This window comes from Flavobacteriales bacterium, from assembly GCA_021296215.1.
In the GTDB taxonomy this organism is placed as follows: Bacteria; Bacteroidota; Bacteroidia; order Flavobacteriales; family ECT2AJA-044; genus ECT2AJA-044.
The window spans coordinates 1-20,336 of record JAGWBA010000044.1 but is presented as its reverse complement, the minus strand read 5'-3'; the positions used below and the strand labels follow the sequence as shown (position 1 = coordinate 20,336).

General features: G+C 50.5%; 15 protein-coding genes. 5 read left to right on the top strand and 10 right to left on the bottom strand.

Annotated features, from left to right (window positions below; genetic code table 11):
- Positions 1 to 390: 390 nt before the first annotated feature.
- From J4F31_08165 to J4F31_08140, 6 genes are read right to left on the bottom strand one after another with little or no spacing between them, the layout of a single operon-like run.
- Entirely contained in the window at positions 391 to 1,641 is a 1,251-nt protein-coding gene (locus J4F31_08165; GenBank protein ID MCE2496535.1) for a hypothetical protein, read from the bottom strand.
- Positions 1,622 to 2,311, bottom strand: coding sequence for an ABC transporter ATP-binding protein (locus J4F31_08160; protein ID MCE2496534.1), 690 nt, complete (start codon positions 2,309 to 2,311; stop codon positions 1,622 to 1,624). The genes J4F31_08165 and J4F31_08160 overlap by 20 nt, the downstream gene beginning before the upstream one ends.
- Before the next feature lies 1 nt (position 2,312).
- Complete coding sequence (locus J4F31_08155) at positions 2,313 to 3,527, bottom strand: ABC transporter permease (GenBank protein ID MCE2496533.1); 1,215 nt, start codon at positions 3,525 to 3,527, stop codon at positions 2,313 to 2,315.
- 9 nt (positions 3,528 to 3,536) lie between these two features.
- Positions 3,537 to 4,757 carry an ABC transporter permease gene (locus J4F31_08150; GenBank protein MCE2496532.1) on the bottom strand — a complete coding sequence of 407 codons (1,221 nt, stop codon included), beginning with the start codon at positions 4,755 to 4,757 and terminating at the stop codon, positions 3,537 to 3,539.
- On the bottom strand, positions 4,754 to 5,500 hold the full coding sequence (locus tag J4F31_08145; GenBank protein MCE2496531.1) for an outer membrane lipoprotein-sorting protein: 747 nt from the start codon (positions 5,498 to 5,500) through the stop codon (positions 4,754 to 4,756). Before J4F31_08145 ends, J4F31_08150 begins: the two co-directional genes overlap by 4 nt.
- Positions 5,497 to 6,075: a TetR/AcrR family transcriptional regulator gene (locus J4F31_08140; GenBank protein MCE2496530.1), complete on the bottom strand. Its 579-nt coding sequence runs from the start codon at positions 6,073 to 6,075 to the stop codon at positions 5,497 to 5,499. The genes J4F31_08145 and J4F31_08140 overlap by 4 nt, the downstream gene beginning before the upstream one ends.
- A gap of 93 nt (positions 6,076 to 6,168) precedes the next feature.
- Here J4F31_08140 and J4F31_08135 point away from each other — a divergent pair, with 93 nt between their 5' ends.
- Positions 6,169 to 8,133, top strand: a complete 1,965-nt coding sequence (locus tag J4F31_08135; GenBank protein ID MCE2496529.1) for a hypothetical protein — start codon at positions 6,169 to 6,171, stop codon at positions 8,131 to 8,133.
- A gap of 249 nt (positions 8,134 to 8,382) precedes the next feature.
- On the opposite strand, the gene J4F31_08130 is transcribed toward J4F31_08135, so the two are convergent.
- The 3 genes from J4F31_08130 to recG form a co-directional block, all read right to left on the bottom strand.
- Positions 8,383 to 10,827, bottom strand: coding sequence for a phenylalanine--tRNA ligase subunit beta (locus J4F31_08130; protein MCE2496528.1), 2,445 nt, complete (start codon positions 10,825 to 10,827; stop codon positions 8,383 to 8,385).
- 66 nt (positions 10,828 to 10,893) lie between these two features.
- Entirely contained in the window at positions 10,894 to 11,523 is a 630-nt protein-coding gene (locus tag J4F31_08125) for a hypothetical protein (protein ID MCE2496527.1), read from the bottom strand.
- Between the two features lie 13 nt (positions 11,524 to 11,536).
- On the bottom strand, positions 11,537 to 13,648 hold the full coding sequence (gene recG / locus J4F31_08120; protein ID MCE2496526.1) for an ATP-dependent DNA helicase RecG: 2,112 nt from the start codon (positions 13,646 to 13,648) through the stop codon (positions 11,537 to 11,539).
- A gap of 32 nt (positions 13,649 to 13,680) precedes the next feature.
- On the opposite strand from recG, the gene J4F31_08115 reads away from it, so the two are divergent.
- The 3 genes from J4F31_08115 to J4F31_08105 all read left to right on the top strand — a co-directional run bounded on the left by J4F31_08115 (position 13,681) and on the right by J4F31_08105 (position 17,465).
- Positions 13,681 to 14,133 (top strand): ATP-dependent zinc protease, encoded by a 453-nt coding sequence (locus tag J4F31_08115; GenBank protein MCE2496525.1) that lies wholly within the window; start codon positions 13,681 to 13,683, stop codon positions 14,131 to 14,133.
- Positions 14,134 to 14,149: 16 nt separating this feature from the next.
- Positions 14,150 to 15,061 carry a 30S ribosomal protein S6--L-glutamate ligase gene (gene rimK / locus J4F31_08110; protein ID MCE2496524.1) on the top strand — a complete coding sequence of 304 codons (912 nt, stop codon included), beginning with the start codon at positions 14,150 to 14,152 and terminating at the stop codon, positions 15,059 to 15,061.
- Between the two features lie 133 nt (positions 15,062 to 15,194).
- Complete coding sequence (locus J4F31_08105; protein MCE2496523.1) at positions 15,195 to 17,465, top strand: M1 family metallopeptidase; 2,271 nt, start codon at positions 15,195 to 15,197, stop codon at positions 17,463 to 17,465.
- Here the strand turns inward: J4F31_08105 and purL are convergent.
- Complete coding sequence (gene purL / locus J4F31_08100; protein ID MCE2496522.1) at positions 17,462 to 19,699, bottom strand: phosphoribosylformylglycinamidine synthase subunit PurL; 2,238 nt, start codon at positions 19,697 to 19,699, stop codon at positions 17,462 to 17,464. The genes J4F31_08105 and purL overlap by 4 nt on opposite strands.
- A gap of 105 nt (positions 19,700 to 19,804) precedes the next feature.
- Between purL and J4F31_08095 the strand changes: the two genes are divergently transcribed.
- Positions 19,805 to 20,336, top strand: a 532-nt coding sequence (locus J4F31_08095) for an AMP-binding protein (protein MCE2496521.1), incomplete at its 3' end; no start/stop codon positions are given.

The window sequence follows — 20,336 nt, the reverse complement described above, 5'->3', positions numbered from 1 at the left end:
TCAGTAAACTTTGACTTCTTCATAATCAACAATTTAAAATTATACTTTTAAACTGTCTCGTTTTTGGGGAAGTTTACCAAACGGGGAAGTCTTCACCGAAGCGTCATCAAAGGGTATACCATGGCGGTCTATGCTGTCTGCAAGTTTGGGTTTACTGATTTGGTTTTCCTGTTCGTATAAGGTTGAAGGTTCCAACTGCCGATGATATGAGCCAAACTTTTGTAGCAATTGCCTGTGAGAGCACTCAAGCCTCATCCCAATGAATTTAGCAAGTGCCAAATGAGTTACACAGTGCATTCGAAGCTATTGACTCGCACGCAGCGCGAATGCGCTTCGGCTTCGCCGGAATAAACTTGCCAAGCAAATGGACTCATTTGCGCAGCGAATGATCTAAAAAGAATATTTCAACCTTACAAACCCCAACCCACTCACATAACCCCAACCGAAGTCGGCCGGAGGCAGGGTAGGGACAATGGTGAAGGCCCGGTTGCCGAAGAACACCTGGGCCAAAATCAAGGCGTCTAAGTCTTGGGTAATGCTGTAGCTCAAGCTGGGGATCAAAATGTAGCTGTCGAAATTAGTGGTGACCATTTGGCTCAGGTCGACCCGGAACAGCGGGGTAATCTGGTAGCTCGAGGCAACGAATAGGGTGCTTTTGAAAGGGAAGGGGTTTTTGGCCGATAGTACCGTGCCCGGTCCGGCGATGGCGCCAAAATCCGCGAAATTCGATTCGTTGCTTCCGGCCGAATTGTATAAATAACTTCCGGCCAAGTAGAGTGAATTCGCAAAAGCGTAATCCACGGTTACGCTGGCCAAAAAGGCGTTGGGACTTTCGTTTTGGACCCCGTGAAAGTAGGTGAACTCGCCTTTGAAGCCGGCATTCTTGAGGTTTCCTGCCCATCCGCCCCCTAGGGCGATATCGTCTTTGAACCATCCGGCCACGACCTGCACATCGTATGTTCCCATTCCAAATTGGTAAAGTCCGGCCGCGGTCACTTCGCCAACGCTATCCACGGAAGCGGCTGTTTCGATCTTGGAGTTATAACTCAAGTATCGGGTGAAGCGGACCGCATCTGACCCCGGACGTTCTTCGTAGTCGAAATCGAAGTAATTGTATTGGTTAAAGAGATCATTTGGGTTCCAAACCGTGTTCACTCCCCAGTTGATGCGCTGCCGACCCGCGGTGAATTCCCACTCTTGCGTCCGATACTCAATATAGGCTCGGTCCAATATGGTGTGCAAGAACATACCATCTGTTTCGAACCACACGTAACTGAGGTCGAACCGGCCCGGATCCGAATCGATCGACGATTGAAACACGTCCAAATTCTCAGTCTGATACCCCCAAAACAATCGGTTGCGCATACCCGCTTTAGCTCGCCAATGCTCTCCCAATCGGTATTCAAAGTTGAAGCGGTTGTGAATCTGATAATCGAAGTACGTGTACTCCAGGTTTGCCGCACTCAGGAATACACTCGGGATCTCCTCCGTTAAATTCGTTCCGGTACCTAAAAGTTTGACGTAACCGTCGATCTCGAGGCTATTCTGGGCATGTGAAGCTACTGCACAAGCTACAGCTACAACTAGAAAAAAGAACTTTGTAAACGCCGTTGCTGTCGCTCTATCGATCAAACGTCTCATCCTTTATGATCTTTCCGTCTTCCAGTGTCACCACGCGGCGAGCTCTATTGATCACGCGCTGATCGTGCGTGCTGAACAAGAAGGTGATATGCTCTTCTTTATTCAGTCGAGCCATGATGTCGAGCAGGTTGTTGGTCGACTGACTGTCGAGGTTCGCCGTGGGCTCGTCGGCTAAGATCACGGCGGGCTTCGGAGCCAGTGCTCGAGCCACGGCTACCCGTTGTTGTTGTCCTCCCGAAAGCTCCATGGGGTGCTTGGTCAACTTATCTTCGAGCCCGACCTCCTTAAGTAACTGCATCGCCCGCTTTTCGCGTTCTTCTTTTGGGCGTTTTTGCAACAGCATAATGAACTCGGTATTCTCCGTAGCGGTCAAAACCGGTATCAAGTTGTAGGCCTGAAACACGAAGCCGATCTTACGCAAACGAAAATCGATCAGTTCGTTGTCGCGTAGAGTACTCAAGTCGGTTCCATCAACCCATACGCTTCCTTCAGTGGGTTCGTCCAAACCGCCGATCATATTCAGCAAAGTGGTCTTTCCTGAGCCCGAAGGTCCAACCAACGCGGTGAATTCACCCAGTTGTATCTGCAAGTCTACCCCACGTACGGCATGTACGTCGATGCTACCGTCGTGGTAGGTCTTTTCGAGTGCTTTGGTTTCAATGACTGCCATATCAAATTGCTCGTACCGCCTCGGCGGGATTCATTTTTAGTGCTTTGCGGGCCGGATAAATACTGGCCAAGATCGCCATCACGATCACCATCAGGGCTAGGGTCCAATAGTATTGTACATCGAGGTAGGGGTATACGATCGGGTCGATCCCGAACTCCTCGAGTCCCTGAGCGTAAAAACTCAGATCGAGTCCTACCGATTGAAAATAAACGATGGTCAACCATGCCAGCACAATACCTAGGGGTCCGCCCGCTATGGCTATGGCAATGGTCTCAAAGGTGATCATCGCAAAAATACGCGCTTTGTTCATGCCTACCGACATCAACATCCCTAACTCGCGCTTCCGCTCAAGTACAGCCATCAGCATGGTGTTGACGATGCCGAACGACAAGGCCGCCAACAAAATGCCCAGAAACAAGTACAGAAAGATCTCCATCATTTCATCGACGTACCCCAGCTCCGGCGAGATCTCATTCCACGGCTCAATTTCCAGTTCTTCAAACTTCGACCGCTGACGCTCAACAAATGGCGGAATCACCTCAAAATTCTCGAGCAGTACAGCCACTTCGTTCACTCCGTTCTCGGTATGCAGCAGGTGCTCCAAGTCGTCGAGCCGCACGAATACGTTCATTTCGTCGTACTTCTTACTCACCGTCTTGAAAATGCCCGCCACGCGAAACGCACCCGCCACGATCTCGCTGTTCCGATCCTGAAACGTCAACACGATCTTGCTCCGCACGTGCACGTTCATCTTCTCGGCCAGCGCCTGTCCTAAATAAACAGGGTATCGCCCTTCGGGCGGAAGCCAAGTGCCCTCAACTACGTGATCATCTATGGTCGTGACGTTGGGCTCCATTTCCGGATCTACACCATTGATGATGACCCCATTTCCACCACGGGCCGATGACGCCATGCCGTTCACCAATCCCCGCATGGTGTAGTTCAGGACCGTCGTATCGGTTTCGATCGACGACCGCACCTCGTCGATGTCCTCTATGACCCATTTGGCATTCCGATCTTCCAAGAATTTCGGGTCGTGGTACTGTACGTGACTGATCGAATTTTCGATCACCGACACCTTCCGCTGCTGGTTGACTCCGGCCGAAAGCGCGATTACGAATAATCCGGCCCAAATACCCAGCACGATGCTCGTGATCACCACCGCACTTCGGAGTTTTTTGCGCCATATGTTTCGCCAAGCGATTTTGAGTAACATAATTTCGGTTTAAACGTGCATGGCCTTGACCGGTTTCAGTCGAGACAAAACGATCATTGGGTAAATGGTGATGATGATGCTAATGACCAGTATAATAGTCGCATGTGTGATGCTAATCGACGGATCCAAACTTGCGGGCATAACGGCTTCGAAGCCGTAATCTTCAACCGTCTCCGCGGTTCGACCTCCGAGATCGAGCGGGTTGTTGTGGAAGTACAATACGATCGGCAATGCCGCAATAAGTCCGGAAGCAACCCCGATCAAGCTGATCATGATCGTTTCGTATAGAACGGTAATGGCCAATTGCCACCGCTTCATGCCGATGCTTATGAGTACCCCGAACTCGTAGTGGCGTTCAGCCGTCATCATAAGTACCGTTCCGAACATGCCAAAGGTGATCACCATGTATAGAATGAACAGCATGATTTGTCCGCCCGCGCTATCGGCCTGAATGGCCTGAACCAATTCAGGCATCATTTCCTGCCAAGCCATCAATTCGTATTTGGAGGTGTCCATCTGAGCTTCCAAACTACGAGTGAACTTGGGTACGTTGTCGTTGTAGTTCATGTCCAATACATAGCTCGTGACCATGCCTTCGGCACCATAAAACCATTGCGCTTCCGGCAACGGCATAAAGATCAGGTTGTCATTGAGTAGGGGGGAGTTCAGTTTTACGATTCCCGCAACGGGGTACTTGCCTCGGGCCGATATTCCATGATATCCTTGGCCCAACATAACGATGGTGTCTCCTGTCGATAACCGGAAATATTCGGCCAAACCCTCTCCGAGCATTACGCTTCGGTCGTTTAACTCAAATACTTTTCCGTCCGACAACTTCTCCTGCAGCTGAAGCATTCCGCCCTCCTTGGTGGGGTCGATACCGTTGACTATGGAGCCTTTGGTCAACTCTTGGGTCGCTGCTAACACAAAACCTTCGAGTCTCGGTAAAACGTGCTGTACCTCTCCTCTAGATTCAATTTCAACGGAAAGGGAGTCCGAGTAGTAAATGACGTTGTCGATCGTTTGCTCGTCCCAGTATCCCTTTTTGTGAACTTGAACATAGCCGCTGTAGTAGCCTACCACATTCTCGATCATAAGCTCGTACACTCCAAGCTGCATGCTCCGCAGGATCACGGCGAAAAAAACCGCAAACAGTACCGAAGCGATCGTGATATACGTACGGCGCTTATTTCGCCAAAGATTGCGATATGCCAGCTTTAAAAGCATCATGGGCGTATGCGTTTCATGTTCTGCTGACTAAAGAACTCCTGGTTGACATCGATACCGAATTCCAAGCCCTCGTAGATCATTTCTGTATACTGATCCGGATTGTCCATCGGAGTCATACGCACCCGCTTGGGTAAGGTGCGTCCATCGAATTCAGTGACTTCAAACCCTTGCATTTCATTGATCAAAAACCCATCCTCGTCGTAGAATTTAGCCATGAGCTGCAAGTATTCAGCCTTTGAGATGTAGCTAACGATCTTGCCCCATACCACCGCCGCATCGAGTTTTGGAGTCAATACAATCTTGTAGCACGATCGCCCCAAAATGGTCGTGTCTCCCGCAAACTCGTGCGTGTAGTCATTCACGATGCTCGATTCGCGCACCAGGTCATCGTTGGTGAAGTCCGACCCCATCCAGCTCTGCATCATCATACTTGGTGGAAGCTTGATCGTGCGCTCAATACTCGGTTGCCAGTTCCAAATCTCTTTGTCCCGCTTTAGGAATACCGTTCCTTCGTCGCGAGCCGGAGCCGAAATGTAGATCAAGGCATAGTCGGACCCCAGCGACCAACTCGTCGTCGTGATCTCGCGTTCCCAATTCGGGCGAACGATCTTGACTGTTACCTTGGCTTTGCTGCTTTGTCCGCGGAGTTTTTCATCGGCCTGTCGGATGATGTCCGTTGCGGTTTGCGCCTGAATCGGCGCGATGAACATCAACGCGGTAATACGGAGAATGAGCCTTTTCATAGAGCGTATTTGAGGTATAAGTGTTCTTTCATTTTGGGGAGGTCGTAATCGATGTCCAACACCATAAGTTGCAGTCCTATACCATCGAGTAGGGCACCAAAGGCCAAGGCCTCCCCTTCGGGGTCGTCATAGCCCAACTCCTCAAAAGTAGAGGTCAGCAGTAATTTATGCGATGCCATTTTTTTGGTGGCGATCTCCTTTACGAAAGGCAAGTCATGAACTTGTACCGCCAGGCCGATCATCAAGCGCTGTAGATCGCGCTGGTACATCAAAAAGTCGAAGGCTTGATCGATTAAGTAGCGTATTAAATCCTTTCCATCGAATTGTTCGAGGGCTTCGAAGTTACTCGCCATCTTGTCGAAAGCCGATTGAAAAATAGCTTTCAGTAAGGATTCCTTGCTTTCGTAATAGTGATAAAGAAGTCCTTTGCTGACCTCTGAATGCTTTGCGATTTCGTTCATCGATACGCCGTGGTATCCTTTGCGGGCAAAGAGCTCTTCGGCCGATATCAATATGATTAACTCGCTCGATTCGCGCCGTTGCTCATGTAAATTTTTGGGACTTTCTTTTTTCACGGAATAAAAAAATACCGACCGGTCGGTCAAAGTTAAGAGTTTTAATTATAGGAGTCCTATTTTTGAATTAAATATTTCAGTAAATCTTTATTCATGAGAGTCGCACTGCTTTCCATTCTTTCCCTCTTCCTTTGGGCTTGTCAAACGGAGAAACAACACTCCTTGGATGAATTCGGTTCAATGGATTCACTGATAGCAGCTACACCGGATCAGGCTCCCGACTGGATGAAAGAAGTGGTTTGGTATCAGATTTTTCCGGAGCGTTTCCGAAATGGTGATCCTTCCAACGACCCAACACCTGAAGATATTCAAGGTGGTTACCCGGGTTTCGTGCCTGCGAATTGGTCTACGACTCCTTGGGGGCACGACTGGTACCGACCCGATCCCTGGTTCTCCGATGCTGAGAAGATCAGCGACCGGAACGGTAACGAAATTGCTCATTTTGGCCAAAAAGCACAACTGCGACGTTATGGCGGTGATCTTCAAGGGGTGCTCGACCAGCTCGATTACATCGATAGCCTCGGTGTAACCGCTATTTATTTCAATCCATTGAACGACTCTCCATCCTTGCATAAATACGATCCGCGGCACTGGCATCACGTCGATCGAAACTTCGGACCGGATCCCCGTGGCGACGCCAAGGCCATGGCCGAAGAAGATCATGCCGATCCCGATAAATGGGTTTGGACGGCGGCTGATGAGCTTTGGCTCGAAGTCATTCAAGCATGCCACGAACGAGGAATTCGCGTGGTCATGGACTACAGTTGGAACCACACCGGGTACAATTTCTGGGCATTGAACGATATCCGAGAAAAGGGTGAGGAATCTTCATTCACCGATTGGTACTATATCGACCGGTTCGACGATCCGGATACCAAGATCGATGAGTTGAAGTATCAAAGCTGGATCGGTGTGCGCAGCTTGCCCGAAATGCGAGAAACAGAACACGTTCATTTTGATCGACTACAAGCCTACGAAGGCGATCTGTTTAGCCCCAGCCTCAAATACCACATTTTTTCAGTCACCAAACGCTGGCTCGATCCCAACGGCGATGGGAACCCGTCGGACGGAATAGACGGCTTCCGTCTCGATGTCGCTGCAGAGCTTCCGCTTGGCTTCTGGCGCGAGTACCGGGCCATTGTGAAGGACATCAACCCCCAGGCCGCGCTCATCGGCGAAATATGGTGGGAAATATGGCCCGAGGATATGCTCGATCCGAGCCCTTGGCTTCAAGGGGATGTTTTTGATGCGGTGATGAACTACCGCTGGTACCGCGAAGCGCGCAACTACTTCGCCTTTGCCCCCGACACCATGAACCCAAGTTCGTTCATTGCCAATGTCGATTCCATCTACGTCAACGTCGAGGGCCCCAAGCGATATGCCTTCATGAATATGAGCGCAAGCCACGATGCACCGCGCCTAGCCACCTCATTTTACAACCGAGGCGAGTACAAAGTCAATACCCACCCTTCCGCCGATCCGTTTTACAAGATCAATAAACCCGATAGTGCGACCTACGGTCGGATCAAGCTCTTCCTCGGTCATCAGTTCACCTTCGTTGGAGCTCCTCAAATATGGTCCGGAGATGAAATGGGTATGTGGGGTGCCGATGACCCCGATTGTCGAAAACCGCTCATGTGGCCCGATGTGTCTTTTGAAATCGAAGATAGCCACCCTGCAAACCTCATGCGCCCGGCCGATTCGGTTTCCTTTGATCACGGACTGTTCAGTTATTATCGAAAACTCATCGCCATGCGCGAGAAGTACGATGTGTTCAAATATGGAGGTCTCGAGTTCATTCCACCGACTCAAGATCTCAATGTTTTGGCCTATAAACGCTTTACAGGCGATGAACTGGCATATGTTTTCTTCAATTTAAGCGAGAACTCAATGCGAATTCCGGTACCCGAAGAGCGTCGAGGAATATGGGTCGTTGCTTCGCCGGGAGGACGAATGTATGTCGAGGGAGATGAAGTAGGAGTTGAGCTTGAGCCGATGTCGTGGAATGCGCTCGTGCGACTCAAAAGCGACGTCGTCGAATCAGGGCCAACACAATAATAGTAAGGCAAACAAGGGCTATGATCTGTAGAATCATCGTAGTGTATATTTGAATCACTAAGGTACGAAAACCGAAAAGCCACCAGGCGGTGGCTTTTCGGTTCAGAAAGAAAGTTCGGGTTAATAGATCAGTACTTTTTCTTTCTGTCGATTTTCAAATACTCTACTCGAATATTTAAAAATCATGCTCCTTTGTCACCTCTAATATAAATAAAAAGGAACGCTAATTGTCAAGAGTACTCTAAAAAATTATCCTCTAAGTGTCGCACCGGTCGATTTCTCGATGGCCGAGCGGATCTTTTTCATCGATTTGTCGACTACTTTATCGGTCAAGGTTTTCTTATCGTCGTAAAGCTTAAAGGAAACCGCATAACTCTTTTTGCCGTCAGGTAAATTCTTTCCTTCGTAGACATCAAAGAGTTCTACCTCTTGCAATAACTTCTTTTCAACCTGTTCTGCGGCGACTTTAATTTCCGCAAAGGCTACACTTTTGTCGACCAACAGCGCGAGGTCTCGGCGAACCGATGGGAACTTGGGAAGCTCATTGAATCGGACTCGGGTATTGGCCAGCATGGGTTTTAATAAATCCCAACGCAATTCAGCCGCGTACACCACTTGATTCACGTCGGCCTTTCTCAGCAGGTCGCCCCGAACCAAACCCATGAAACCAATTCGCTGGCCTCGAACGTGGATCTCGATTCCTTCAGAGAAGTAGGGATGTTCGCCCACCTGTTCAGAAGCATCGGCACCGAACCCAAGTCGGCTCAATACTTTGAAAGCGGCCGATTTGAGTCGGAAGAAGCTGCTTTCGACCTTTCCTGTAGTCCAATGTTCCTCGTTTCGCGGACCACCCAGGGCCATCATCAAGTACTCTTCTTCGCGGTAGAAGTCTCCGATGTCCTCAAAGTAGGCCCGTCCGAATTCAAACAAGGCCAGCGAACGACGCTGCCTGTTAATGTTGTGAGCCATAGCTTCCAGTACTCCTGGAATCAAGCTTCGTCGCATAACGGCTTGTTCTGAGCTCAGCGGATTAATTATTTTGACCGGGTGGGTATTTTCCCCGAGATCGTAGACTTCGTCCGTTCCGTATTCGGCCGAGGTCAAACTATTGGCCATCATTTGATGAAAGCCTGTTGAGCAGAGTAACTCGCTAACGAGTTCCTCGGCACGGTGGAGATCGGGATGTTCGAAATGGCCCGTGCTCATGACCATTTTACCTTCCTCGCTTATTTCGTTGAATCCGTAAATGCGCAGCACCTCTTCAACGACATCGGCCGGACGCGTTACATCAACTCGGTAGGCAGGAACTTCGAACGACCACCAACCTTCTTCTTCACTGACAACCTTGATGTCGAGCCACTGAAGAATGTTCTTCGCAAGGGTGCGGTCGATCATCTCGCCGATGAGGCGATCCATATATTCGAGCTTGAGGTTGATGTGGCGGTTCGGGATCTTTTGATCGTATATGTCCGTGATGTCGCCGGCTATAGTTGCTCCGGCCAGCTCTTCCATAAGCACTACGGCTCGCTTTAAAGCCTCGACGACTCCATTCGGGTCGATGCCTCGTTCAAAGCGGAAACTCGCATCGGTATTGAGTCCATGACGACGAGCGGTCTTGCGAATGCTCACAGGATCAAAGTAAGCGCTTTCCAGAAATATACCGGTAGTTTCATCGCTCACTCCCGATTCAATTCCTCCAAAGACACCCCCAATACATATTCCGCCTTCTTCGTCGCAGATCATGAGGTCGTTTTGATGAAGCTCGCGTACTTTTTCATCCAAGGTAGAGAACTTGGTGCCGCCTACAAGGGTGTCCACGATGACTTTTCCTCCTTTTATTTTCGCGGCATCGAAAGCGTGCAAAGGCTGGCCCAATTCGTGGTTCACATAGTTCGTGATGTCCACCACGTTGTTGATCGGAGTCAAGCCAATGGCCTTGAGTCGATTCTTCAGCCACTCGGGAGAGGGGCCTACCTTAATGTTTTCGAGTACTACACCGGCGTAGCGCGGAGCACGGCTTTTATCCTTTACTTCAACGACAATAGATGAACTCTCGTGGTGTCCGGTGACTATGTTGTTGTTTGGGAAACTCAGTTCAGCTTTGCGGCCGAATCGCAAAAGTGCTGCACGAAGATCGCGGGCTACCCCGTAGTGCGACATGGCATCGGCTCTATTGGGCGTGAGTCCGATCTCAATGACTGTATCTCGGGTAATGCCAAAGTAGTCCGCTGCGGGCTGACCCATGATCGCTTCTTCGCCGAGGACCATGATGCCTTCGTGGTCGGTGCCCAGGCCGAGTTCGTCTTCGGCGCAGATCATGCCCAAAGAGACTTCGCCGCGAAGTTTTCCTTTCTTGATCTCAAAGGGTTCGTCGCTACCTCTAGGGTGAAGGGTGGTGCCCACGGTCGCTACGGGAACTTTTTGTCCTTCCGCAACATTATTCGCCCCACAAACGATCTGCAGCGGTTCATCGATCCCGATGTCGACCATGCATACTTTGAGTCTGTCCGCGTTTGGATGCTGCTCACAACTCAAAACCTTACCGACGTACACGCCTTTGAGTCCGCCCGCGATCGACTCAAACTCTTCGGTTCTTTCAACTTCGAGACCGATTTCAGTGAGTAGGCGAATGATTTCTTCGAGCGGTTCGTCGGTTTTTAGGTAGTCGCAAAGCCAGTTGTACGAGATCTTCATGGGATCGATTTCAATTGAGGGGTCAAAATTAAGGAAAAGTAGCACATCCGGCCGTAGGCCGAAAACTCAATTTGAGATCTGAAAAAGAGCCAGGGCGTAGAGGTAAAAACGCAGGAGTCGAGCCAGACCGAAAAACAGAAAGCGAAACATGGGAAAGCGCACTACGCCGGCCACCAGCGATGCGATGGCATAGGGCATCGGGAACATGGCGGCCAGCAGCACAAAGAAGCCGCCCCATTTGTTCAGGAATTCAAATTGGGTCTTGAATTTGGTGTTGAGGTAGTGGTTTACCTTTTTGGTGTAGCTGATGCGGCGTCCGATGAGGTAGGCCGTGAATCCGCCCGCGTAGCTGATCATGGCCAGCACGGCGACCATGCGCATGGGATTGTCGAAGCTTCCCGCCCAGAGGATGAAGAAGTCGGGTGGAATCATACCGAGGATGGTCTCGCTAATGAAGAAAAGGACGAGCACACCACGCGTACTCATGCCGGAGAACAGGCCCGAAAAGAACTCACCTACATCGTCTACGTAGTGCTGAAAGGCTAATAGTGCCAGCGCAAAGGCCACCAGAATGCCTCCTAGCTTGATGCTATTTTTTCCGAGGAAGGTGTAGAATCCGCTGCGACGAAAGTAGACGTGGTAGATGGTCGACCGGTGCCACATGCGGTTGAGTCGATTCGTGAGTTTTTGACGCATGGTGCAAAATTACTCAGCTAATTCGGCTCCAGTGTAGTTTTTTGCGGTTTTTTCGTTTGAAAGTGGCCACGACTTTGGGGAATTCCGCTCCTTCGAGTTCGGAATCGCCCCTCAAGAGGTCTTCGGCGGCACGTCGCGCCAGGGCCATGATTTGTCCATCGCGGGCGACATCGGCGATCTGCAGGTCGAGCAATCCACTTTGCTGGGTTCCCATCATGTCGCCGGGCCCGCGCAGCTGCATATCGACTTCGGCTATTACGAATCCGTCCGTAGTCCGCACCATCGTCTCCAACCTCACGCGCGCATCGTTGCTGAGTTCTTCCTTGCTGAGCAGAATACAGTAGCTTTGATCGGCCCCGCGACCTACGCGTCCGCGCAATTGGTGCAATTGTGAGAGTCCGAACCGCTCGGCGCTTTGGATGATCATGACGGAGGCGTTGGGCACGTTCACACCTACTTCGATGACCGTGGTGGCGACCATGATCTGCGCCTGTCCGCTCACGAATCGCTGCATTTCGAATTCTTTGTCTTCGGCCTTCATTTGTCCGTGCACGATGGCCACGCGGTAATCGGGCAGCGGGAATTGCCGCACGATGCTCTCGTAACCGTCCATGAGGTCTTTGTAGTCGAGCTTCTCGGACTCTTTGATGAGCGGATAAACCACATAAACCTGTCGGCCCTTCTCGATCTCCGCCTTCATAAATTGGAATACGCCCATTCGGTTCGAGTCGAACCGATGCACGGTCTTCACCTCTTTGCGACCCGGCGGTAGTTCGTCGATCACCGACGAATCGAGATCGCCGTAGAGCGACATGGCCAAGGTACGGGGAATCGGGGTCGCGGTCATGACCAGCACGTGTGGGGGCAGCGCGCTTTTTTTCCACATTTTAGCGCGCTGGGCCACGCCAAAACGGTGCTGCTCATCGATCACTACTAGTCCGAGATTCTTAAACACCACCGGATCCTCGAGCAGGGCATGAGTCCCTACGATGAACAGCAGTTCACCGCTGGCCAGATCGGCCAGTATGGGTTTCCGTGCAGCGGTCTTCACCGATCCGGTCAATAGTTCTATGCGATGGCCCTGCGGGCCGATGAGTTCGTTGAGTCCCTGATAGTGCTGTTGGGCCAGGATCTCGGTCGGCGCCATTAAACAGGCCTGGTAACCATTGTCGAGGGCCATCAACATGGCCATGAGGGCCACGATCGTTTTTCCCGATCCCACGTCACCTTGGAGGAGTCGATTCATCTGGTGACCTGAGCCCACATCGCGCCGAATTTCTTTGAGTACCCGTTTCTGCGCTCCGGTGAGTTCGAACGGAAGTCCTTTTTCGTAGAACTCGTTAAATGCCGGACCGATCTTTTCGAAGGTATAGCTTCCGAGTTTTTGTTGCCGTAGGTTCTTTTGTTGAACGAGTCCGAGTTGAATGAAGAACAGCTCTTCGAACTTCAATCGAAAACGCGCCTTCTCGAGCTTTTCGAGGTCGCGTGGAAAATGAATGTTCAACAGAGCTTCTTCGAGGGGGATCAGGTGGTGTCGTTCGCGAAAGGCCGTATCGACCGTATCGCCAATTTGTCCTTTGATCTGCTGCCAAAGCGAATCTTGCAGTTTGTTGATCCCTTTGGAGTGCAGTCCCTTTTGGGTCAATTTTTCAGTACTGGGGTACACGGGTTGTAGAGCGGTTCTGATGGAACGCTCGTGGTCGGCCCATTTTTCGAGTTCGGGATGCGGAATGTTGTAACGGTTCTTGAAGGTTTTGGGCTTTCCGAAAACCACGTATCGTTCATTGATCTGCAAGCTGCTCTTGATCCATTTTCCGCCTTGAAACCAAACCAGGTCTATTTGTCCGGTCTCGTCTTCGAATCGAGCCACCAACCTTTTTTGTCGGCCGTGCCCAACTTCTTCTATTTGAACGATACGCCCAACTAGCTGAACCTCTGTCACATCCGACCGTAGGTCGCGAATCTTATGATACTGCGTTCGATCGATGTACCGAAAGGGAAAGAGGTAGAGCAGATCGCCCATGCGCTTTATGCCGAGCTCTGATTTCAGGAGCTCCCCACGCTGCGGTCCAACCCCTTTGAGGTATTCGATAGGGCTATATAAGATGTGCTGCTGCGCGGGCATGAGACAAACTTAAATATTCTTACTTTTCGGACATGGCGAAAAAGCGCGAGAAAAAGGTTATTGGTACGGTCGATACGATCGATTTTATCGGGCTGCAGTTGGATGATGTTCCCTGCAAGATCGATACCGGAGCTCAAACCTCGAGTCTGCATTGCTCGAATGTGCGGGTGATAGAAAAGGACGGACAGGAATTTCTGACCTTTCGCATGCTTGATCCGTCGCACGAACAGTACAACAAGAAAAAATTCGTCTTCGATAACTTTACCGAACGCAAGATTAAGAACAGCTTCGGTAGTTTTGAGTATCGCTATGTGATCAGGACCAAGGTTCGCTTGTTCGGACAAACCCTGACTTGTGAGTTTACCCTGGCCGATCGCGAGCGTATGCGCTACCCGGTATTACTGGGTAAAAAGTTACTCAAAGGGCGTTATGTGGTAGACGTGAGTCAGCGAAATTTGAACGCCAAATTCAAAAAAGCGACATAAATAGAAGAAAAGATTCATGAACATTGGCATTCTTTCGAGAGGACCAGAGTTTTATTCGGCCAAGCGATTGGTAGAGGCCGGACAGCAACGCGGCCACAACATGCAAGTGATCAACCACACCAAGTGCTACACGGTGATGGAAAAGGACTCTCCCAAAGTGTATATCGGGGATCACCCGATCGAAGCCTTGGATGCGGTTATTCCGCGGATCGGGGCATCTGTTACTTTTTACGGTAGTTCGATCATCAGGCAGTTCGAGATGCAAGGTGTATTTACCACTTGTTCCAGTTTGGCCTTGGTACGCTCACGCGATAAGCTTCGCAGTCTTCAGATCTTGACAAAGTCTGAAGTGGGTATTCCCAAAACGGCCTTTGCTCGTCATCCGGACGATGTGGATTACTTGATCAAACAAGTTGGAGGTACGCCACTGATCATCAAGCTGCTCGAAGGAACGCAAGGGCTGGGTGTGGTACTGGCCGAAACCCGTAAGGCGGCGAAGTCCGTAATGGAGGCATTCATGGGCATGGAGGCCAATATCTTGGTTCAGGAATTCATTGCCGAGGCGAAGGCGGCAGACATTCGAGCTTTCGTTGTGGACGGTAAGGTGATCGGGGCCATGAAGCGTCAAGGAAAAGAGGGAGAATTTAGATCGAATCTTCATCGCGGGGGTGGTTCGGAAGTTATAAAACTTTCGAGAGCTGAACGCGCAGCAGCCATTAAAGCCACTAAGGCCCTTGGACTGCGAATAGCTGGAGTCGACCTGCTTCAGAGTGCGCGTGGACCCTTGGTCATTGAAGTGAATTCTTCGCCCGGACTCAAGGGAATTGAGGAAACGACCAATATCGACGTCGCCGGAAAGATCATTGAGTACATTGAGCAGAACAGCGATACGACGTGGATGAAAAAAAAAGATAAGGTCGGTGTTTAAAATTCGGCCTTTGGCCGAGTCGGTTCGCTGGCGCGAGTTTGTTTGCCTTCGGCAAGTCAGTTTACCCACCGTAAAAATTTAGAACTGATTATCTTGCCTACAGCCAACATAAGAACTCAAAACTAAGAACTCCTTGAACCGTCTCCTCTCGTTTGTATTCATCCTGATCTCCTCACTTGTATTCGCCCAGGAATTCGACTCTACCCAAATCCCTGTAGAACGGGTGGTCGATTTTGAAACGCTGGACTTGATATTGGACATCAACCCTAAAAAAGGAAAGGTCGAGGGCCGTGCCGTATATACGTTCAAGCCTCTACGACCGAAGGTCGATTCAATTTTTGTGCACGCTCGCGATATGGAGATCGAGTCGGTGACCATTAACGGGGAAGAGGTGCGCGCCGAGCTGGGTGATGAAGGATTGAGCATATTCCCGCATCCGCCCGTTAAGGGCGAAACCGAAATGGCAATAGAGTACGTGGCTTACCCTACACGAGGGCTTTATTTCAACGGATGGGACGGGAATGGCCGAAAGCAGATATGGAGTCAAGGGCAGGGGATCAAGAATAGGCATTGGATACCGTGTTTCGACTTGCAGCACGACAAGGTCGTTACTTCGCTAGAGATCACTTTCGACAAGGATTTTGAGGTTATTAGCAACGGCAAGTTGGTCGAGAAGGAAGGGCGTGGCGGTAAGATTCGTTGGAAGTATGCCATGGAGCGGCCACAACCGACTTATTTGATCGCGCTGATCATCGGGGAGTACGATATCATGGAGCAGCGAAGTCCGTATGGAACCTCAGTACTCAACTACTATTATCCGGATCTTCCCGAGCAGGCTGAACCCACTTTTGTGGAGACCAATCAGCTACTCGCGTACCTCGAGGCGGAGATCGGAGTGGCTTATCCCTGGAGCGTTTATCGTCAGGCGCCAGTTGAGTATTTCCTGTACGGCGCCATGGAAAATACGACTGCCGTAGTGCTCAACGACCGGTATATGGTCGATTGGCGAGGCCGTATCGATGAGAATTACGTGTATGTGAACGCCCACGAAATGGCCCACCATTGGTTCGGCGATTTCCTTACTGCGCGTACCGGGCACGACCATTGGCTGCAAGAGGGCTTTGCCACTTATTACGGTGCATTGGGCGAGCGCGCCATGTTGGGAGACGAGGCAGACGAGTATCGTCGTTGGACCGATTACGGCTTGGTGACCACGCGTGAATCGAGCAATGTGTATCCTTTGCAGCACAACGCGGCTGGTTCTCTCATTCACTATCAAAAGGGTCGGTTGGTGCTCGACATGCTGCGCGATGAAGTAGGTGGGGCGGTGTTCCGCCGCGTGATCTCACAGTATGTGATCGAAAACGGGTACGGACTGGTCGATTCCGACGAGTTACTCGACGCCTTCAGCGATCATTCGGGCCGCTCCCTGGCGTGGTTTTGGGACCAGTGGGTTTATAATGCAGGGGTTCCCACCCTACGGGTGGATGTGGATACGTCGCGCTCCGAAGAAATGACGACATACGGCTTCACCCTCCGGCAGTTTCAACAAGATCGCGCGTATAGGTTCGGCTGGGATTGGGAAGTGGTACTTAAAGGAGGAGGGCGATTGACCGGCAGGGAATTCGTTACCGGTAAAGAGTACCGGTGGGAGTTGAATTTATCGGAAGGCCAGGAAATTGATTACGTTCTTTTTGACCCGGACGGAATCGTGCTGAAACAGTTCGTTCATCCTTATACGAGGGAGGAGTTGTTGGCTATATCAGCGGATACGGCACATTATTTTTCAAGGGCTCAAGCGATGAAGGAGTTAAGTCGGTTCCCAGGAGTAGGAAGTGCGGATGAGCTCTTGGCTACTCGACCCTTTGATGCCGGATTATCGAAACTGTGGGCGCGTAATTTGATCCACTACCCAAAAGCGGCCAAGACCGTGGGTAAACAGTGGCTTCAGAGTGACCGAACCGAACTCTACGAAACGGGTTGGTTTTTGCTTCAAGGCGATTATACCTCCTTGGACAGTGCATTCTTCGTTGAACTTGCGCGTACGGGTTCTCCGGACTTCGTTGAGACCATGGTAGACGATCTCTTTTTGGAGTATCGTGAGCAAGTTGATTACCTCTTCGATGACGAGTATGCAGGGGATAATGGCAATAATTTGGCCGTGCGCAGAACGATGTGGCGATACGTCTTGTACAAAGATGAAAAGGCGCTCGATCAACTTCTGCGATACGGTACGGATGAATACAATAGACAAACCCGTGAAGAGGCTTGGAAAGCTTTCAGGTCGATCGAGTTTAAAGACCCGCGATGGCGGAAACAACTCGAAGAAGCTTCAGGGCATTACAACTACCGCTTTCGAACTACTGCCAAGCGATACCTCCAGTATTTGCAGGACGTGAATTAGTGGGCCATGGCTCGGCCAAGGCTTTCTGAGTGCAGTTCTTTGTACTCATCGACCATACCGAAGTGCTTGTCATCCACTACGAATTTACCTTGTGTTACGTGACCGAGTAAGGTGAAGCGAATCTTCGCATCCATCAAGATGGAGATGAAGCTGTCTTCTTCATCGGGATCAACGCTTACAACGACTCTACTCTGGCTCTCGCCAAAGAGATATGCGTCCTCACGTATCTCACTATCCGTCAATACGTCGAATCCGAGGTCGTTCACGAAGGACGCTTCTGCCAGGGCAACGAATAAACCTCCTTCACTTACATCGTGTGCAGAATTCACAGTGCCCGCTTTGATCAACTTCTTCATGGCTTCCTGCATGGTGAATTCTTCATCGAGATCGAAGGCTGGCGCCGGGCTCTCTTTGATTCCGTGGTATTGAACCAAGTATTCAGAGCTCGCGATATCTTCTTTAGGATCACCGATCAGATAAATGAGGTCTCCTTTTTTCTGGAACCCTAGTGGGGTGATGTTCTTTTTATCCTGAACGATCCCCATCATTCCGATGGTTGGGGTGGGGAATACCGGAACGGTTTGGTCTCCGATAACGCTCTGATTATAAAAACTTACGTTTCCGCCCGTTACCGGAGTTTGGAATTTTGAGCAAGCAGCACTCATGCCCTTGATGGCACCCACGAATTGCCAATAAGCTTCGGGGTTGTACGGGTTACCAAAATTGAGGCAGTTCGTAATGGCGCTTGGCTCACCACCTGAGCATACGATATTACGAGCAGCTTCCGAAACGGCAATGGCCGTTCCAACTTCGGGATCGGCATGCACGTATCGCGAATTACAGTCTACTGTAAAGGCGAGCGCACGGTTGGTGTCTTTGATGTTCACAAGACCGGCATCGGTTGGGCCATTCGTGCTCATGTTGACGGTTCCTACCATTGAGTCATATTGCTCGTAGATCCATTTCTTAGAGGCGATGTTTGGAGAGGCCATGAGCTTCTTGGCAACCTTTACCAAGTCGCGTGGCTTTTTGACCTTGTTCATGTCGAATTTCTTGTACTCTTGGTAGTAAGCCGGTTCGCGATACTCGCGCTCATACTGCGGAGCACCACCGCCCAACACCAGGTGTTCGGCCGGAACTTCGGCTACGAGTTCGTCGTTCATGAAGTAGCGTACTTGACCGCCTTCAGTAACAACCCCGATCTCGGCACAATCGAGATCCCACTTTTCAAAGATCGATTCGACCTCTTTTTCGAATCCTTTTTTAACGACCACCAACATGCGCTCTTGAGATTCACTGAGTAGGATCTCCCACGACTGCATATTGTCTTGACGGGTAGGTACTTTGTCGAGCCAGAGGTCCATTCCGTGTTCTCCGGCAGCACTCATTTCACAGCTGGAACAAGTGATTCCGGCCGCTCCCATATCCTGCATTCCCACGATACAGTCGGTCTTTGCCAACTCCAATGTTGCTTCTAGCAATAGTTTCTCCTGGAAAGGGTCGCCAACCTGAACAGCTGGAAGGTCTTCGGCTGAGGCCTCGGTAATATCTTTGGAGGCGAATGCCGCCCCGTGAATTCCATCTTTTCCCGTCGCCGAGCCCACGATGTACACAGGGTTTCCGACTCCGGATGAAGTGGCGCTGATCATGTCACCTACGTTCATGATTCCGGCCGAAAAGGCATTGACCAATGGATTTTGATTGTAACTCTCATCGAAGTAAACTTCTCCGCCTACGATGGGAATACCGAAAGCATTTCCATAGTCACCGATACCTTTAGTAACTCCCTCGACCAGCCACTTTGTGCGTGCGTTCTCGAGGTTTCCGAAACGAAGTGAATTCAGCTGGGCGATCGGGCGAGCGCCCATGGTGAAAATATCTCGATTGATTCCACCGACCCCGGTAGCAGCTCCTTGATACGGCTCCAATGCAGAAGGGTGGTTGTGCGATTCGATCTTGAATGCACAAGCCAATCCATCGCCGATGTCGACCAGTCCGGCATTTTCCTCACCGGCTTGCACCAACATATGCGGACCTTCCTTTGGGAGTTTTTTGAGCCAGAGGATAGAGTTCTTGTATGAGCAGTGTTCGCTCCACATAACCGAGTAGACACTCAATTCCGTAAAATTGGGCACGCGTCCGAGACGCTCTTTGATGAGTTCGTACTCCGTTTCGAGCAATCCGAGGTTCCGGGCGTCTTCTAAGGTTGTGGGACGGGTGTTGGTATCGGTCATTTACAAGGAAATTTGCGGCAAAAATACCAAACATTGCACAGAGCATGAACCAAAAACGTTCTTTAGGTTATATTTAGGAACTGAATCGCTACAAAAACTACTTTCATGGAAATAAAGAGACTCTTTGATTTCCCATATCACGCCTTAGCTCATCATCCCAAGGGCGATTGCATTGCAAGCAAGGTGAACGGGAAATGGGTCAAGACCTCTACTCAAGAGTTCATTGATCAAGCCAACAAGATCAGTCGCGCGCTCTGGCGCATGGGATTGGGGCCGAACGATAAGATCGCGATGATATCCAATAACCGAACGGAATGGAACATCGTAGATATGGGAATTCTGCAAATCGGTGCGCAGGACGTGCCTATTTATCCGACAGCTTCAGAGACCGATTACAAGTTCATATTCAATGATGCCGGTATCAAGCTTTGCTTTGTCTCCGACCAAGAGCTTTACGAGAAAGTGATGCGCTGTAAACCCGAGATACCGAGCTTGGGAGAGGTGTATACCTTCGAGCAGGTGGAAGGAGCCAAGAACTGGTCCGAGGTGTTGGAATTAGGAGCTGATGATAGTAATCAAGCAGAGGTGAAAGCCCTCATGGACAAGGTCGAATGCGAAGATCTGGCCACCTTGATCT

Excerpts from the sequence above, each read along its gene's own strand:
- J4F31_08160 (MCE2496534.1), bottom strand. The coding sequence starts at position 2,311 with ATGGCAGTCATTGAAACCAAAGCACTCGAAAAGACCTACCACGACGGT.
- J4F31_08115 (MCE2496525.1), top strand. The coding sequence starts at position 13,681 with ATGGCGAAAAAGCGCGAGAAAAAGGTTATTGGTACGGTCGATACGATC.
- J4F31_08155 (MCE2496533.1), bottom strand. The coding sequence starts at position 3,527 with ATGTTACTCAAAATCGCTTGGCGAAACATATGGCGCAAAAAACTCCGA.
- rimK (MCE2496524.1), top strand. The coding sequence starts at position 14,150 with ATGAACATTGGCATTCTTTCGAGAGGACCAGAGTTTTATTCGGCCAAG.
- purL (MCE2496522.1), bottom strand. The coding sequence starts at position 19,699 with ATGACCGATACCAACACCCGTCCCACAACCTTAGAAGACGCCCGGAAC.
- J4F31_08150 (MCE2496532.1), bottom strand. The coding sequence starts at position 4,757 with ATGATGCTTTTAAAGCTGGCATATCGCAATCTTTGGCGAAATAAGCGC.
- J4F31_08130 (MCE2496528.1), bottom strand. The coding sequence starts at position 10,827 with ATGAAGATCTCGTACAACTGGCTTTGCGACTACCTAAAAACCGACGAA.
- J4F31_08125 (MCE2496527.1), bottom strand. The coding sequence starts at position 11,523 with ATGCGTCAAAAACTCACGAATCGACTCAACCGCATGTGGCACCGGTCG.
- J4F31_08135 (MCE2496529.1), top strand. The coding sequence starts at position 6,169 with ATGAGAGTCGCACTGCTTTCCATTCTTTCCCTCTTCCTTTGGGCTTGT.
- J4F31_08165 (MCE2496535.1), bottom strand. The coding sequence starts at position 1,641 with ATGAGACGTTTGATCGATAGAGCGACAGCAACGGCGTTTACAAAGTTC.
- J4F31_08145 (MCE2496531.1), bottom strand. The coding sequence starts at position 5,500 with ATGAAAAGGCTCATTCTCCGTATTACCGCGTTGATGTTCATCGCGCCG.
- recG (MCE2496526.1), bottom strand. The coding sequence starts at position 13,648 with ATGCCCGCGCAGCAGCACATCTTATATAGCCCTATCGAATACCTCAAA.